13 protein-coding genes and 2 pseudogenes are annotated in these 13,607 nt (G+C 71.6%); 12 read left to right on the forward strand and 3 right to left on the reverse strand.

Annotated features, from left to right (window positions below; genetic code table 11):
* The first annotated feature begins 221 nt into the window (after positions 1 to 221).
* Genes FHS39_RS18705 through FHS39_RS18715 form a run of 3 tightly spaced genes read left to right on the forward strand, consistent with a single transcriptional unit; the run spans position 222 to position 2,499 of the window.
* Complete coding sequence (locus FHS39_RS18705; protein WP_184350478.1) at positions 222 to 677, forward strand: hypothetical protein; 456 nt, start codon at positions 222 to 224, stop codon at positions 675 to 677.
* A 33-nt stretch (positions 678 to 710) separates the two neighbouring features.
* A complete protein-coding gene (locus FHS39_RS18710; RefSeq protein ID WP_184350479.1) occupies positions 711 to 1,961 on the forward strand; it encodes a sensor histidine kinase in 1,251 nt (416 codons plus the stop codon).
* Between the two features lie 37 nt (positions 1,962 to 1,998).
* Positions 1,999 to 2,499 (forward strand): DUF1269 domain-containing protein, encoded by a 501-nt coding sequence (locus FHS39_RS18715; protein ID WP_184350480.1) that lies wholly within the window; start codon positions 1,999 to 2,001, stop codon positions 2,497 to 2,499.
* Positions 2,500 to 2,512: 13 nt separating this feature from the next.
* Here the strand turns inward: FHS39_RS18715 and FHS39_RS18720 are convergent, their stop codons facing one another.
* Positions 2,513 to 3,007, reverse strand: coding sequence for a GNAT family N-acetyltransferase (locus FHS39_RS18720; RefSeq protein WP_184350481.1), 495 nt, complete (start codon positions 3,005 to 3,007; stop codon positions 2,513 to 2,515).
* A gap of 34 nt (positions 3,008 to 3,041) precedes the next feature.
* On the opposite strand from FHS39_RS18720, the gene FHS39_RS18725 reads away from it, so the two are divergent.
* From FHS39_RS18725 to FHS39_RS18740, 4 genes and pseudogenes are all read left to right on the forward strand, one after another.
* On the forward strand, positions 3,042 to 3,863 hold the full coding sequence (locus tag FHS39_RS18725) for an exodeoxyribonuclease III (protein ID WP_184350482.1): 822 nt from the start codon (positions 3,042 to 3,044) through the stop codon (positions 3,861 to 3,863).
* A 151-nt stretch (positions 3,864 to 4,014) separates the two neighbouring features.
* Complete coding sequence (locus FHS39_RS18730; protein ID WP_184350483.1) at positions 4,015 to 4,362, forward strand: hypothetical protein; 348 nt, start codon at positions 4,015 to 4,017, stop codon at positions 4,360 to 4,362.
* Positions 4,359 to 4,682, forward strand: coding sequence for a hypothetical protein (locus tag FHS39_RS18735; protein ID WP_184350484.1), 324 nt, complete (start codon positions 4,359 to 4,361; stop codon positions 4,680 to 4,682). The genes FHS39_RS18730 and FHS39_RS18735 overlap by 4 nt, the downstream gene beginning before the upstream one ends.
* 146 nt (positions 4,683 to 4,828) lie before the next feature.
* Positions 4,829 to 4,960 (forward strand): annotated as a pseudogene (locus FHS39_RS18740) (exodeoxyribonuclease III); the annotation flags it as partial.
* A gap of 724 nt (positions 4,961 to 5,684) precedes the next feature.
* Here FHS39_RS18740 and FHS39_RS18745 read toward each other — a convergent pair.
* On the reverse strand, positions 5,685 to 6,053 hold the full coding sequence (locus FHS39_RS18745) for a hypothetical protein (protein ID WP_184350485.1): 369 nt from the start codon (positions 6,051 to 6,053) through the stop codon (positions 5,685 to 5,687).
* A gap of 134 nt (positions 6,054 to 6,187) precedes the next feature.
* Between FHS39_RS18745 and FHS39_RS18750 the strand changes: the two are divergent.
* The 5 genes and pseudogenes from FHS39_RS18750 to FHS39_RS18765 form a co-directional block, all read left to right on the forward strand.
* Positions 6,188 to 6,904: pseudogene (locus FHS39_RS18750) on the forward strand (helix-turn-helix domain-containing protein); the annotation flags it as partial.
* An 82-nt stretch (positions 6,905 to 6,986) separates the two neighbouring features.
* The gene (locus tag FHS39_RS25520) at positions 6,987 to 7,211 is read left to right on the forward strand and encodes a DUF397 domain-containing protein (RefSeq protein ID WP_246470336.1); all 225 of its coding nucleotides are present in this window, start codon (positions 6,987 to 6,989) and stop codon (positions 7,209 to 7,211) included.
* A 112-nt stretch (positions 7,212 to 7,323) separates the two neighbouring features.
* Positions 7,324 to 8,838, forward strand: a complete 1,515-nt coding sequence (locus FHS39_RS18755) for a flavin-containing monooxygenase (protein ID WP_184350487.1) — start codon at positions 7,324 to 7,326, stop codon at positions 8,836 to 8,838.
* Positions 8,835 to 9,740, forward strand: a complete 906-nt coding sequence (locus FHS39_RS18760; RefSeq protein ID WP_184350488.1) for a short-chain dehydrogenase/reductase — start codon at positions 8,835 to 8,837, stop codon at positions 9,738 to 9,740. The genes FHS39_RS18755 and FHS39_RS18760 overlap by 4 nt, the downstream gene beginning before the upstream one ends.
* 96 nt (positions 9,741 to 9,836) lie before the next feature.
* Positions 9,837 to 10,076, forward strand: a complete 240-nt coding sequence (locus FHS39_RS18765) for a hypothetical protein (RefSeq protein WP_184350489.1) — start codon at positions 9,837 to 9,839, stop codon at positions 10,074 to 10,076.
* Between the two features lie 90 nt (positions 10,077 to 10,166).
* On the opposite strand, the gene FHS39_RS18770 is transcribed toward FHS39_RS18765, so the two are convergent.
* Positions 10,167 to 13,487 (reverse strand): S41 family peptidase, encoded by a 3,321-nt coding sequence (locus tag FHS39_RS18770; RefSeq protein ID WP_184350490.1) that lies wholly within the window; start codon positions 13,485 to 13,487, stop codon positions 10,167 to 10,169.
* Between the last annotated feature and the right edge of the window lie 120 nt (positions 13,488 to 13,607).

A 13,607-nucleotide genomic window follows, 5' to 3' on the forward strand; every position in this document is an offset into this window, starting at 1 on the left:
CGGTCCACTGGAGCGCGGTGATCCTATGAGCCCACGGCGGATATCGGTCAAGGGCGCGGGCGGCTATCCGGCCACGCCGGTTACATTTGGCACGAATGGCCCCACGGAACCGCACAGCCCTCCTGGTGACGGCCATTCAGCCGATCCACCAGCCCGGTCCGGTCCAGCAGAGTTGCCCGTCCCGTCCCGTCCGCTTCCGTCCCCCTGGCGTGAGGAACTCCGTGCGACCCCTGACCGCGACACTCGTCGCCGCGGCCGTTGCCGCCGGGCTGCTGGGCGGGCTGCTGTGCGGCTGCGCCGACCCCGGTGGGCTCAAGGTGGCCGGCCCCGCACAGACCCCCGCCGCCACCGCCGGGCCGGTCTACGTCGCCCAGGCCGCCGGTGAACCCCCGCTGCGTCGCCCCGCGTCCTTGGAGATCGGCGGGTCCGTACGGCTGACGGGCATGCGCTGGCGCTCCTGGGGCGGCCCGACCGCCGAGGCCGTCGGCGGCGTCTCCGGCGGCTGGTGCCTGCCCGCCTGCCGCGACAAGCCGTACGAGGTCAGGGTCACCCTCGGCGGACTGGTGCGGCAGGATCGTTCCGCCTACTACAGCAGGGCCACCATCGAGGCCGCTGCCCTACCGCCCGAGCAGCACAACGAGCTGCGTGACCTGCGGCTCTACGTGCCCCGGCGCTAGCCGGTCCGCGAGCCGACGAGGAGCTGCCAAGCGATGGGACTGCGTACGAAGACCGTGGTGGCGATCACCGCCACCGCCGCGCTGGTCGCCGTCCTCATCGGCCTCGTCGTGCACCACCGCACCGCCGTGACCCAGCTGGACACCGCCCGCGAGGCCATCGACCAGCGGCTCGGCGCGGCCGCCGAGGACCACGCCGCCGGGATCGACCGGCCCAGGACGATCCTCAACCCCTACCGGCTGCCCGCTCCGCTGCGCCGGGCCGTCGACGACGGCAAGCGCGCCACGTACCTGGACCGCAGCGGCGCCGAGCCGTTCCTGTGGGCGGCCACGCGCGTCGGCGACGACGTCGTGGTCCTCAAGCACCCCTACACCCGGCAGACCCGCGACCTGGAGGACCTCGACGACATCCTGTGGCTCTCCGGCGCCTTCGGCACGGCCCTCGCGGCGCTCGTCGGCGTCGCCCTCGCCACGGCCGTCGGCCGCCGCCTCAACGCCTCCGCCCGGATCGCCGAACGCATCGCCGACGGCGACCTCACCGCCCGGCTGCGGCCCCGCGGCGGCAAGGACGAGGTGGCCCGGCTGACCCAGGCCGTCAACACCATGGCGGACGCGCTGGCCGCGCGCCTGCAGGCCGAGCGCGAGGTCACCGCCAACATCGCGCATGAGCTGCGCACCCCGGTCGCCGGGCTGGTCGCCGCCGCGGCGCTGCTGCCGCCGGGCCGCCCCGCGGAGATGGTCCGCGAACGGGCCCAGCGGGTGCGGTCGCTGATGGAGGACGTCCTGGAGGTGGCCCGCCTGGACGGCGCGACGGAGCGCGCGGAGAGCGAGGTACGGGCGCTGGGCGAGCTGACCCGGCGTGCGGTGCGGTCGGCCGCGCCGGGGGACGGCGGATCCGGGGACGGCGGGCCCGGACCGGTCGAGGTGCGCGTCGTGCGCGACTGCCTGGTGGAGACCGACGCCCGCCGCGTCGAACGGATACTCGCCAACCTCGTCACCAACGCCTTCCGGCACGGCTCGGCACCGGTCGTCGCCGAGGTCGACGGCGGCGTCGTCCGCGTCCGCGACCGCGGGCCCGGCTTCCCCGGCTCGCTGCTCTCGGGCGGCCCGCAGCGCTTCCGCACCGGATCGGGCGCGGGCCTGGGCCTCGGGCTGACGATCGCGGCGGGCCAGGCGCGGGTGCTCGGCGCCCGGCTGGCCTTCGCCAATCCGCCCGGTGGGGGCGCCGAGGCGACGCTGGACCTGACGGAGGCGGTGCGGGAGGCGCATCCGGAGGGCGGCGACTGACGTGCGCGGGCGGGGGAGAGGCCCAAGAGTGGATGCCATGAACGACAACGTCCTCTTCCTCAACGTCTCCGGTGCCCACAAGGGCCACCGCGCGCTGGACGCCCTGCGCCAGGCGCACGCCGAAGGGACCGTCTCCCTGCGCGAGGGCGCGGTGATCTCACGGGACGCGGAGGGCGCCCTGGACTTCCCCGACGCCGTCGACAACACGGGCACGGGCCACGCCTTCGCCATGGGCGGGCTGCTCGGCGGCCTCCTCGGCATCCTGGGCGGGCCGCTGGGCGTCATGATCGGCTTCGGGGCGGGCGGCCTGATCGGCGGAATGCACGAGGCCCGCGAGGCCACCGCCTCCAACGCCGCCCTGGAGATGCTGGCCGCCGAGGTGCCGCCGGGCAGCACGGTCCTGATGGCCGAGGTGCGCGAGGAGGACCCGGCGGCGGTGGACCGGGTGCTGGAGCACTACGGCGAGGTCCGGCGCTACCCGGCGGAGCGGGTCCGGGAGGAGGTGGAGGCGGCGATCGCGGCCGGCCACAAAGGCTGAGGGCGCGCCCGGCTCAGTCGGCCGCCAGCGGCTTGGTGAAGCAGCGGCTGCTGTCGTAGGTCCGGTAGAGCCCGAACTTCGCCGCGGCGGGCGCGTACCCCGAGGAGAGGTAGAGCGCGATGGCCTCGGGCTGCTTGTCGCCCGTCTCCAGCACCATCCGCAGCCGCCCCGCCGCGCGGGCGCTGTCCTCCAGCGCGGCCAGGATCCGCCGGGCCAGCCCCAGGCCGCGCGCCTGCGGCAGCACGTACATCCGCTTCAGCTCGGCGTCCCCGTCCGCGTACCCCGCGCCATTTTCGGAGTGCTGCTCCATGGACCGCCAGGCGCCGGTGGCCACGGGGTCGCCGACCGCGTCGTAGGCAATGAGATAAAGGCCACGCGGCGGGGCGAACTGGACAGGGTCCATCGGGGTGAGATCACCTTCGCCATACCGCTGCACGTACTCCAGTTGCACCTGTTCCTGGAGCTTCACCGCGTCGGGGTGGTCGTAGGTCACGGGCACGATCTGCATCCGGGAATCGTACGGAAATCGGTATCGTGCCGGAATGCTCACCGTCACCACCGCCAACGTCAACGGTCTCCGCGCCGCGGCCAAGAAGGGCTTCACCGACTGGCTGGAGCGGACCGACGCCGACGTCGTCTGCCTCCAGGAAGTGCGCGCCGAGCCCCACCAGCTCCCCGACGAGGTGCGCGAGCCCGCCGGCTGGCACGTCGTCCACGCCCCGGCGGCGGCCAAGGGCCGCGCGGGCGTCTCGCTGTACTCCCGGCGCGAGCCCGACGCGGTGCGGATCGGCTTCGGCTCGGCGGAATTCGACGGCAGCGGCCGCTACGCGGAGATCGACCTGCCGGGCGTCACGGTCGCCAGCCTCTACCTGCCCTCGGGCGAGGTCGGCACGGAGCGCCAGGACGAGAAGGAACGCTTCATGGCGGAGTTCCTCCCGTACCTGGTGGGCCTCAAGGCCCGCGCCGCGGGTGGGGGTACCTCCCATGCGTTCAGCAATGGGGGAGGCCGCGAGGTGCTGGTCTGCGGCGACTGGAACATCGCCCACACCGAGGCCGACCTCAAGAACTGGAAGGCCAACCGCAAGAGCGCGGGCTTCCTGCCGGAGGAGCGCGCCTGGCTCACGAAGGTCTTCGAGGAGTACGTGGACGTGGTCCGCGCCCTCCACCCGGACGTGGCGGGCCCGTATTCGTGGTGGTCGTACCGCGGCCGCGCCTTCGACAACGACTCGGGCTGGCGGATCGACTACCTCGCCGCTTCGCCGGGCCTCGCTGAGCGCGCGGTGAAGGCACATGTGGAGCGGGCTGCTTCGCATGCGGAGCGCTGGAGCGACCATGCGCCGGTGACGGGGGTCTTCGGCATGTAGCGCACGGCAGCGAGAAGCCCCGCCTGGGGCAGCGAACGGACGGGGCTCAGCTCGGATTCACCCTGTGCGCCCTCGCCCACGGCCTGCGCGGCGATAGGCTGCACAGGCGGTCTCCCGCACCAGGAAGCACAGGCCGGACGGAGGAGGCACGATGACCACAGCTGCCGTGGGTGAGCCAGGCATCCCGCCTATGCCGGAGAGAACCCCGAAGGCCCTCCGTGAAGCCATCGCCCAGCATGCTCCCCAGCTCCTGCCCGATTTCGACGCGCACTGGAAGCGGTACGTCGCCGACGCATACGACATCAGCACCGTGCCCGCCTTCATGGCCCGGTGGTGGGGCGAGTACGCAATCGCCCGCGACCCGCAGCTCGATGCCCACGTCACCGGCCTCGAACACCGCGCCGCCTATGAGTGCACCGACCCGGCTGAAGCCAGAGCACTCCTGGAAGAAGCGTCCAGCATTCGCCACATGGCAGCCCGCACGGAGCCCGGCCAGTGACCAACGGGTTCATGGGGCCGCCCTGGCAGATGGACTGGACCCTCAAGGCCCAGGCCGCACGCGACGCGCTGCCTGAGCACGTGCGGAAGATGATCGACGCAGCCCGTGCAGAGCTGGTCACGGCGGACGACCCGTACTTCCGCGGGATCAATGCGGATGCCGGCCTGTCCGAAGACATGCTTGTCGAACCCGCCAGGTCCAGCGATCCGAAAGGCCCTCGCATTCTGCACTTCGACAACGGGCACGGCTGGTTGAAATACACGTTCGTGCGGCGGACCGAGGACCCACAGATTGTTGTGGAAGAGATCTTCTGGCAGTGACCAGTCCGTACTCGGGCCGGTGAGCGCTTCTGTGCCCTTGGGCACTGCTGCCGGCCACGTGCCGGAGGGCACAGGCCGAGGTCGCCCTCATTGACTGCCGGGGCCGTGGTCCGCTTTAGCCGACGCTTGTTGTGCCTCCTGATTCGTGGCGGATCGACTACCTCGCCGCTTCGCCGGGCCTCGCGGAGCGCGCAGTGAAGGCGCATGTGGAGCGGGCGGCGTCACATGCGGAGCGCTGGAGCGACCATGCGCCGGTGACGGGGGTCTTCGGCGCCTGAGCGGCACGACGCGCTGCGCGAGCACGGCAGCTCAATGGCTTCCGCCCCCAGGGGGCGGGAGTTCATTGGAACTGCATGCGCATATGGCACGTGTTGCACTCGTACCATCCTTCATCGTCGTTGGGGTCACGCTGCATCTGGCCGCTGCACCCCGGATTCGTGCACCGCATCGCACTACCCCTTCCTGATCTGTCCGTATCGCCTGAGATCGGGAGCGTCCCCGGGAGGGGTACCCGCCAGCCCGTATGTGAGCGTGTAGCCACATCGGGAGCATTTCTCAGCCTGGACCACGCCGTCCTCATCCACGGTCGTCACATGGAAGACCGGCGGACAGCCATGCTCCTTCATCGTCGGAAGCACGGGACCACCTCCTGTACGCGGTCCGAGCAACGTAGCGCGCCGTAGGGTGCACCAGCACTCGCACGGGCGTGCCCACGCGCTTCCGGCGGCGCATCAGCTGTCCTTTCAGGGTGCACTCCGGTCACGCGTATTCGTCCGGTGAACCCCCGTGCTGGTCTTGCGGCCAAGCGATCCGGCAGTCAAGGCATGTCAACCGCCATTGATCTTCCCCGGTGCGGGGGTGCATGGCCCTGGTCAGAATCACAGCGATGCCGCGACACCTGATGCACGTGACGGGGTCGTTCGAGGGTTGGTACGGGCGGTACGCGTCAGCGCTCATGCGCGGAGTGTGTCACTTGCGCCGCCCCGTCCAAGTCCCCTTCTTTTACCGGGATTTGGATTCGTTTCCCGGTTCGGCCGGTTGTTCGGAGTGTGCGCTTCCGGCGACCCAACGGCCGTCCTTGTGCGGGTGGTGCTGCTCGTGGGCTGTCCACGCTTCGCGGTATGCGTCGGCGTGCTTGCGGTACTGGGCGGCCACCCGGTGAGTCATGGCGGCCGCCTCGGGGTTGCGTCGGCGGATCTGGTCCTTGGCCTGCCGTTCCAGCCCCTCGGCCGCCTCCTCGACCGCCTTGATGACCCTGCGGTACCGGGCGCAACCCGTGCACTCGGCCTGCGTCGGGTTCGTCAGCGGGCCACTCGTGTGGGGGACGGGCGGCAACGGCTCCAGGCCGATGAAGTTCGGGTGAATGATCACTCTGTTCGAGCCTCCGTGTGTCCCGACCTTCCCGGCCGGGCATCAATCGTGAGGCTCAGATTCCACCCGGCATCAATGCGCTGACCAGGGTAGTTTGGATTCCAACTGCTTCTGGAATGGCGGGAGTTGAACATATGAGCGACCCGGAGTCGCCGGCGGAGGCGTTCGGTCAAGAGGTCAGGTACGCGCGTGAGGCCCGCGGCTGGTCCCAGGCCCAGCTTGCCGATCAGCTGTGCTTCCGGCAGCCCTACGTCAGCAAGGTGGAAAGCGGCAGGCAGCTCGCTTCCGCGCAGTTCGCCGAGCAGTGCGACAAGGTGTTCGGCGCCCCGGGTTTGTATGCGCGCATGCGGCAGCGAGCGGCCGATGCCGGTAGCCCGACGTGGTGGATCCCGTATCTTCAGTTGGAGCGCGAAGCGGCGACCATCTGTGACTACTCGCCCGGCTTGGTGGCGAGCATACTTCAAACCCCCGAGTACGCCGAAGCCGTCTGCCGGGCGGCACGTCCGGACGACCCTGCGCCACGGATCATGCAACGGGTTGAAGACCGTATGCGGCGCCGAGAGGTGTTCGACGCCCCCAACCCTCCGTCGTTGTGGGTGATCCTGCATGAGGCGGTGTTGTGGTCCGGCATGGGCGGTCCAGACGTCATGCGGGGGCAACTCCAGCAACTTGCGGCCGTATCAGAGCACCCGCGCATCACGGTCCAGGTGTTCCCTCTCGGTGGCACTCCTGCAAGGAAGACGCCGTTTATCTTGCTCAGGCAGAAGGCCGGGATCGAAGTCCTGTACGCAGAGAGCTACATGCAGGGGCAAGTGCATGACTCACCGGAAGCGGTCACCGAAGCGCGCGCGACCTATGAGCGGCTGCGCGCCAACGCCTTGTCCCTTCCCGATTCACTCTCCCTCATTCGGAACGTAATGGAGGCTTACACCCATGAGCACCACCCTCGACCTCACCCGCGCGATATGGGAGAAGTCCAGCTACAGCGAGGGCAACGGCGGAGCCTGCGTCGAATGGGCCCCAGAGTGCGCAGCGTCCGGCGTCGTCCCCGTCCGGGACAGTAAGAACCCCCACGGCCCCGCCCTGATCTTCCCCGCGTCGTCCTGGTCGGCGTTCGTGACCGGCGTCCGGAGCGGAGTGCCCGGCAACCCGCGGTAACTCCCCTTCCCCGTACCCATATACGCCCGGCGGGCCTCTCCCTTACGCTCACCACTGTGTCAGTCATCGCTGGCACGGTGGCGAGCGGTGTGTCGACCGGGAGGCTGTGGCAATGGCCGAGCGTGAACGTCAGCATGTGCGGGTGGCGGTGATCGGCGCCGGGTTCGGCGGGCTGGGGGCGGCCGTGCGGCTGCGGCGGGAGGGGATCACCGACTTCGTGGTCCTGGAGCGCGCCGATGCCCTCGGGGGCACCTGGCGGGACAACTCCTACCCGGGCTGCGCCTGCGACGTGCCGTCCCATCTCTACTCCTTCTCCTTCGCCCCCAACTCCGCCTGGCCCCGCGCCTTCTCCGGCCAGCCGCACATCCGGGCCTACATGGAGCACGTCGCCGACGTCTTCGGGCTGCGGCCGCACCTGCGCTTCGGCGCCGAGGTGCAGGGCCTGCGCTGGGACGCGGGCGAGCTGCACTGGGAGGTGCGCACCGGCTCCGGCGAGTACACCGCCGACGTCGTGGTCTCGGCCGCCGGGCCGCTGTCCGACCCGTCGATCCCCGATGTGCCGGGCCTCGCGGAGTTCCCCGGCGCCGTCTTCCACTCCTCCCGCTGGGACCACGGCTGCGACCTGCGCGGTAAGCGCGTGGCCGTGGTCGGCACGGGCGCCTCCGCCATCCAGATCGTCCCGGCGATCCAGCCGGAGGCCGGCCGGCTCACCCTCTTCCAGCGCACCCCGCCCTGGGTGCTGCCGCGCGCCGACCGCGAGATCAGCGCCGCCGAGCAGTGGCTGCACGCCAAGGTGCCCGCTACCCGGGTGCTGCGGCGCGGAGTGCTGTGGGGCATCAGGGAGTTGCAGGTCGGCTTCTTCACCAAGTGGCCGGACCGGCTCCGCTTCCTTGAGGGCCTGGCCGCCGCCCATATGCGCAAGGCGATCGCGGACCCGGCGCTGCGCGCCAGGCTCCTGCCCGACTACCGCATCGGCTGCAAGCGCATCCTGCTCTCCAACGACTACTACCCGGCGTTGGCCAAGCCCAATGTGGACCTCGTCGCCTCCGGCCTGGCCGAGGTGCGCGGCTCCACGCTCGTCGCCGCCGACGGCACCGAGGCCGAGGCGGACGTCATCGTCTTCGGCACCGGCTTCCATGTGACGGACATGCCGATCGGCCAGGTGATCACCGGTGTGGACGGCATCACGCTCGCCGAGTCGTGGAAGGACGGCATGGCCGCCCTGCGCGGCACCAGCGCCGCCGGATTCCCGAACCTCCTTACCGTCATCGGCCCCAACACCGCCCTCGGCAACAGCTCGATGATCCTGATCATCGAGTCCCAGCTGAACTACCTGGCCGACTACATGCGCCAGCTCGACACCCTCGGCGGCAAGGCCGCCCTGGACGCCCGCCCCTCCGCCGTGCGCGCCTGGAACCGCAAGGTCCAGCAGCGTATGCGCGGCACCGTGTGGAACACCGGCTGCAAGAGCTGGTACCTGGATGCGGCCGGTCGCAACACCACGGTCTGGCCCGGCACCACGGCCGAGTTCCGGCGGGCCACCCGGCAGGTGGACATCGCCGAGTACCAGGTCCTGCGCAAACCCCGCGTCCGTGCCCGCACCGTCGCCGTGGAGGCCGCACCGTGAGCCCGAGCCCCCTGACCGGACGGGTCGCCGTCGTCACCGGAGCGGCGCGCGGCCTCGGCGCACTGCTCGCCCGCAAGCTGGCGGCGCGCGGCGCGAGCGTGGCGCTGATCGGCCTGGAGCCCGACGAACTGCGGGGCGTCGCCGCCTCGTTGCGCACGGGCGCCGCCCACTGGCACGCCGACGTCACCGACCACGAGGCCATGGCCCGGGTCGCCCGGGAGGTCAAGGAGCGCTTCGGCCGGGTGGACGTCGTCGTCGCCAATGCCGGGGTCGCCGGCGGCGGCACCCTGGAGGCCTCCGACCCCGTCGCATGGCGCCGCGTGATCGAGGTCAACCTGGTCGGCTCCGCCGTCACCGGCCGCGTCTTCCTGCCGATGCTGACGGAGAGCCGGGGCTATCTGCTCCAGATAGCCTCCCTCGCCGCGATGGCCCCGATGCCCCTGATGACCGCCTACTGCGCCTCCAAGGCGGGCGTCGAGGCGTATGCGCACGGCCTGCGCGCCGAGGTGGCCCACAAGGGCGTGCGCGTCGGGGTCGCCTATCTGAGCTGGACGGACACGGACATGGTGCGCGGCGCCGACGCGGACGAGGTCATGCGCCGGATGCGCCGGCGCCTGCCCTGGCCGGCCAACCGCACGTACCCCCTGGGCCCCGCCGCCGACCGGATCGTGACGGGCATCGAGCGCCGCTCCGCGCATGTGTACGGGCAGTGGTGGCTGCCCGGCATGCAGGGCGTGCGGACCGTCTTCCCCGCCCTCGTCGCACTGGCCGGACCGCGCGAGATGCGCCGGGTGGAGCCGCTGCTGACCTCCTCCGCCGGGGGGCGGGGCGCCCTGGTGGGGGCGGGCGGCGCGGCGGACGAGAAGGAGCGCGCCGCGGGGCGGCCGAGCCCCGGTAGCTGACCGTAATCGTCCGATATGCGCAGTGTGAGGCGTCATGCCACGCTGATTCCGGGGCTCAGCGACGTGCCCCGATCCCACTCCGAGGAGAGAACCAGCATGGCCATGAAGGACCAAGGCAAGCAGAAGGGCCAGCAGGCCAAGGACAAGATCCAGGACACCAAGCAGCAAGGCCAGCAGAAGGGCCAGCAGGCGCAGCAGAAGGGCCAGCAGACCCAGCAGCAGGCGCAGCAGCGGCAGCAGCAGGCGCAGCAGCGGGGTCAGCAGGCCCAGCAGAAGGGCCAGCAGCAACAGCAGCGCTCCCTGGACGAGATCGACGACTTCGACGACCTGCAGTGACACGCATGTAGTGACACCCGTGCGGTGACGCGCATGCAGTGACACGAGGGGCGCACCCACCGGGTGCGCCCCTCGCTCGTACGCGCCCCGCTACCCGCGCGGCGGCAGCTTCGGCCGGCTCAGGACCGGTACGTCCGAGTAGTCCGGGGGCTTTGTCGCGCCGTGCCGGTCCAGCAGGTCCAGCGCGAGCCGCACCGCGTCGTCGAGCTGCTTGTGCCGCCCCTCGGCCCAGTCCACCGGGGTGCGGTCCACCTCGATGTCCGGCTCGACGCCGTGGTTCTCCACCGACCATCCGTACGCCTGGAACCAGGCCGCGTTCATCGGCACGGTGATCGAGGTGCCGTCCACCAGCCGGTGCCGGCCGGTCATCCCGACCACACCGCCCCAGGTGCGCAGGCCCACGACGGGGCCGATCCCCTGGAGCTTGAAAGCGGCGGTGATCATGTCGCCGTCGGAGGAGGTCATCTCGTCGGCGATGGCCACGACCGGGCCGCGCGGGGCGTTGCTGGCGTACGAGACCGGCTGGGCGTCGCGCGTGAGGTCCCAGCCGATGATGGTGCGGGTCAGCTTCTCCACCACCAGCTCGCTGATGTTGCCGCCCGCGTTGCCCCGGACGTCCACGATCAGCGCCGGGCGCGACATCTCCATCCGCAGGTCGCGGTTGAACTGCGCCCAGCCGGAGCCGCCCATGTCGGGGATGTGCAGATAGCCGCACTTGCCGTCGCTCAGCTCGTGGACCACCGCGCGGCGTTTGGCCACCCAGTCCTGGTAGCGCAGCGGACGCTCGTCGACGAGCGGCACGACGGCCACCCGGCGTGCGTGCCCCTCGTCCTCCGGGGAGCGGAAGGTCAGCTCCACCGTGGTGCCGCCCGCCGCCGCCAGCAGCGGGTAGGGACCGGTGACCGGGTCGACCGGGCGGCCGTCGACGTGGGTGAGGGCCGCGCCCTCGCGGACGCCCGAACCGGCCAGCGGGGAGCGGGCCTTGGAGTCGGAGGACTCGCCGGGCAGGATGCGGCGCACGGTCCAGGAGCCGTCCTTCTGGTGCGTCAGGTTGGCCCCCAGCAGGCCGATGGCCCGCTGGTAGTGCGGCGGCCCCTCGTTGCGCCGCGCCGGGGTGACGTAGGCGTGCGAGGTGCCCAGCTCGCCGAGGACCTCGCGCAGCAGGTCGGCGAACTCGTCGGGGGTGGCGACCCGTTCGACCAGCGGCCGGTACTGCTCCAGCACCCCGTCCCAGTCGACCCCGCACATGCCCGGCTCCCAGAAGTACGCGCGGACGATGCGGCCCGCCTCGGCGTAGGCCTGCCGCCACTCGGCGGGCGGGTCGACGTCGTGCAGGATGCGCCGCATGTCGACGTAGACGGTCGAGTCCGCGTCGCCGGGGTCGGTGGCGGGGACCACTCGCAGATCGCCCTCGTCGTAGACGACGACGCGGGAGCCGTCGCCGCTGACCGCGTACCAGTCGAGGGAGCTGGTGAGTTCGGTGCGCTTGGCCTTGATCAGGTCGAAGTGTTCCAGCGTGGGCCGGCCGGAGATGTCGGCCGGGTTGGCGAAGGTCTCGCCGAGCGCGCCGGAGATCGGCCAGCGCAGCCACACCAGCCCGCCGCCGCTGACGGGGTGGAGGGAGGAGTACTTGGAGGCGGCCACCGGGAAGGGCGTCACCCGGCTCTCCAGCCCCTCCACCTCCACCAGCACCGCACCTTCGGCCCCCTCGCCGGCGTCGTCCAGGTCCAGCCCGCCGCCCGCCGGGCGGCCCTCGATGGTCAGCGCGAAAGGGGACGGCGTCGCCGACGACAGCGGCACGAGGTAGGGGCGGCAGCCCAGCGGGAAGGACAGGTCGCCGGTGTGCACGTCGTAGACCGGGTCGAAGCCGCGCCAGGAGAGGAAGGCCAGGTAGCGGCCGTCGCGGGTGAAGACCGGCTGCTCGTCCTCGAAACGGCCGTTGGTGACGTCCACGATCAGCCGGTCCTTGAGCCTGGCGACCTTGATCTGCCGCAGCGAGCGGCCGATGCCGGGGTGCGACCAGGTCAGCCAGCCGGAGTCGGGCGAGAAGGCGAGGTCACGCACGGGCCCGTTGTCCGACTTCACCAACTCCTCGACCGTTCCCTCCCCTTCGGGCGAGGCGTCCACCAGCAGCAGCCGCCCGTCGTGCGCGGCCACCGCCAGCCGGCTGCCGTCCGGCGAGGCGAGCAGCTCCTGCACCCGCCCGAGGTGGCCCGCGCCCAGGCGGCGCGGCTGTGAGGCGTCGGCCGCGCGCGGCAGCCCGGCGATCTCGATCGCGTCCTCGCCCTCCGCGTCCGTCACATAGGCCACCCGCCCGGTCGAGCCCAGCATCTCCGGCAGCCGGACCCGTACGCCCGGGGTGTCGAAGATCGTGCGGGCCGGGCCGTCGCGGTGGGTGAGCCAGTAGAGGCTGCCGCGCACCTGGACGGCGCTGGCCCGGCCGGTGGTGTCCACGGTCAGCGAGACGACGTTGGAGGCGGCCTGCACCTGGTACGGGCGCCGTCCGGCGCGCGGTCCGCCGATCCGGACGTCCAGCTTGCGCGGTACGCCGCCGGGCCCGAAGTCCTCCACCAGCCACACCTCGCCCGCGCACTGGTAGACCACGCGGGAGCCGTCGGTGGAGGCGTGCCGGGCGTAGAAGTCGGCGTGGTCGGTGTGGCGGCGCAGGTCCGAGCCGTCGTGCAGGCAGGAGTAGAGGTTGCCCACGCCTTCGTGGTCGGAGAGGAAGGCGATCCGGTCGCCCACGAACATCGCCGAGTCCAGGTGCCCGGCCAGCTCCGGCACCAGCCGCTGGTCCTGGAGCCAGAGCCTGCCGGTGGCCCCGCCGCGGTAGCGCTTCCAGGAGGCCGGCTCGTGCGGGGGCTTGCCGGTGAGGATCAGGGTCTCGCCCGGGGCGTGCCCCGTGCCGCGCATCGCGATGTCGGCCACCGGGCCCCACGGCAGCCGAAGGCCCGGGTGGCCGTCGACGGGCAGCCGGTAGGCCCACGAGAAGTAGGAGAAGGGCTGGCCGTGCGAGGAGACGGCGAGGATGTCGTGGCCGCCGTTGCGGTCGGAGGGCGCCCAGCCGCAGACCCGGGTGTCGGTGCTGCCCCAGTACGTCAGCCGCCGGGCGGGCCCGCCCTCGACCGGCACCAGATGGACCTCGGGATCGAGGCTGCGCCAGTTGGTGAAGGCGATGTGCCGCCCGTCGGGCGAGAAGCGCGGATGCCCGGCCCGGGTCCGGTCGACGGTCAGCCGCCACGCCCGCCCCGTCGTGCCCCCGCCCGAAGCGGGGGGCGCCAGCGGCGCCAGCCACAGGTCGTCCTCGGCGACGAAGCAGAGCAGGTCGCCGTGCAGGTGGGGAAAGCGGATGTAGGCATCGCCCCTCGTCTGCGGCCCGGAGGCCGCGCGTGCGTCGCTCACACTGTCCATGGTTTCGGCGTTGCCGCGGCCCGGCAACTCGTCGCCGTGACGCAGAACACCATCGAAACGGATCCGTTTCGCTCGGGCCGGGCGTAGGCTCGCGATGTACGGTACGAAACCGTTTCGTAC

It is taken from the genome of Streptomyces olivoverticillatus (genome assembly GCF_014203555.1).
Classification (GTDB): Bacteria; Actinomycetota; Actinomycetes; order Streptomycetales; family Streptomycetaceae; genus Streptomyces; species Streptomyces olivoverticillatus.

Bases quoted from the DNA above. Each gene is read 5' to 3' on its own strand.
- FHS39_RS18710 (WP_184350479.1), top strand. From the start codon at position 711: ATGGGACTGCGTACGAAGACCGTGGTGGCGATCACCGCCACCGCCGCG.
- FHS39_RS18715 (WP_184350480.1), top strand. From the start codon at position 1,999: ATGAACGACAACGTCCTCTTCCTCAACGTCTCCGGTGCCCACAAGGGC.
- FHS39_RS18720 (WP_184350481.1), bottom strand. From the start codon at position 3,007: ATGCAGATCGTGCCCGTGACCTACGACCACCCCGACGCGGTGAAGCTC.
- FHS39_RS18725 (WP_184350482.1), top strand. From the start codon at position 3,042: ATGCTCACCGTCACCACCGCCAACGTCAACGGTCTCCGCGCCGCGGCC.
- FHS39_RS18730 (WP_184350483.1), top strand. From the start codon at position 4,015: ATGACCACAGCTGCCGTGGGTGAGCCAGGCATCCCGCCTATGCCGGAG.
- FHS39_RS25520 (WP_246470336.1), top strand. From the start codon at position 6,987: ATGAGCACCACCCTCGACCTCACCCGCGCGATATGGGAGAAGTCCAGC.
- FHS39_RS18755 (WP_184350487.1), top strand. From the start codon at position 7,324: ATGGCCGAGCGTGAACGTCAGCATGTGCGGGTGGCGGTGATCGGCGCC.
- FHS39_RS18765 (WP_184350489.1), top strand. From the start codon at position 9,837: ATGGCCATGAAGGACCAAGGCAAGCAGAAGGGCCAGCAGGCCAAGGAC.
- FHS39_RS18770 (WP_184350490.1), bottom strand. From the start codon at position 13,487: ATGGACAGTGTGAGCGACGCACGCGCGGCCTCCGGGCCGCAGACGAGG.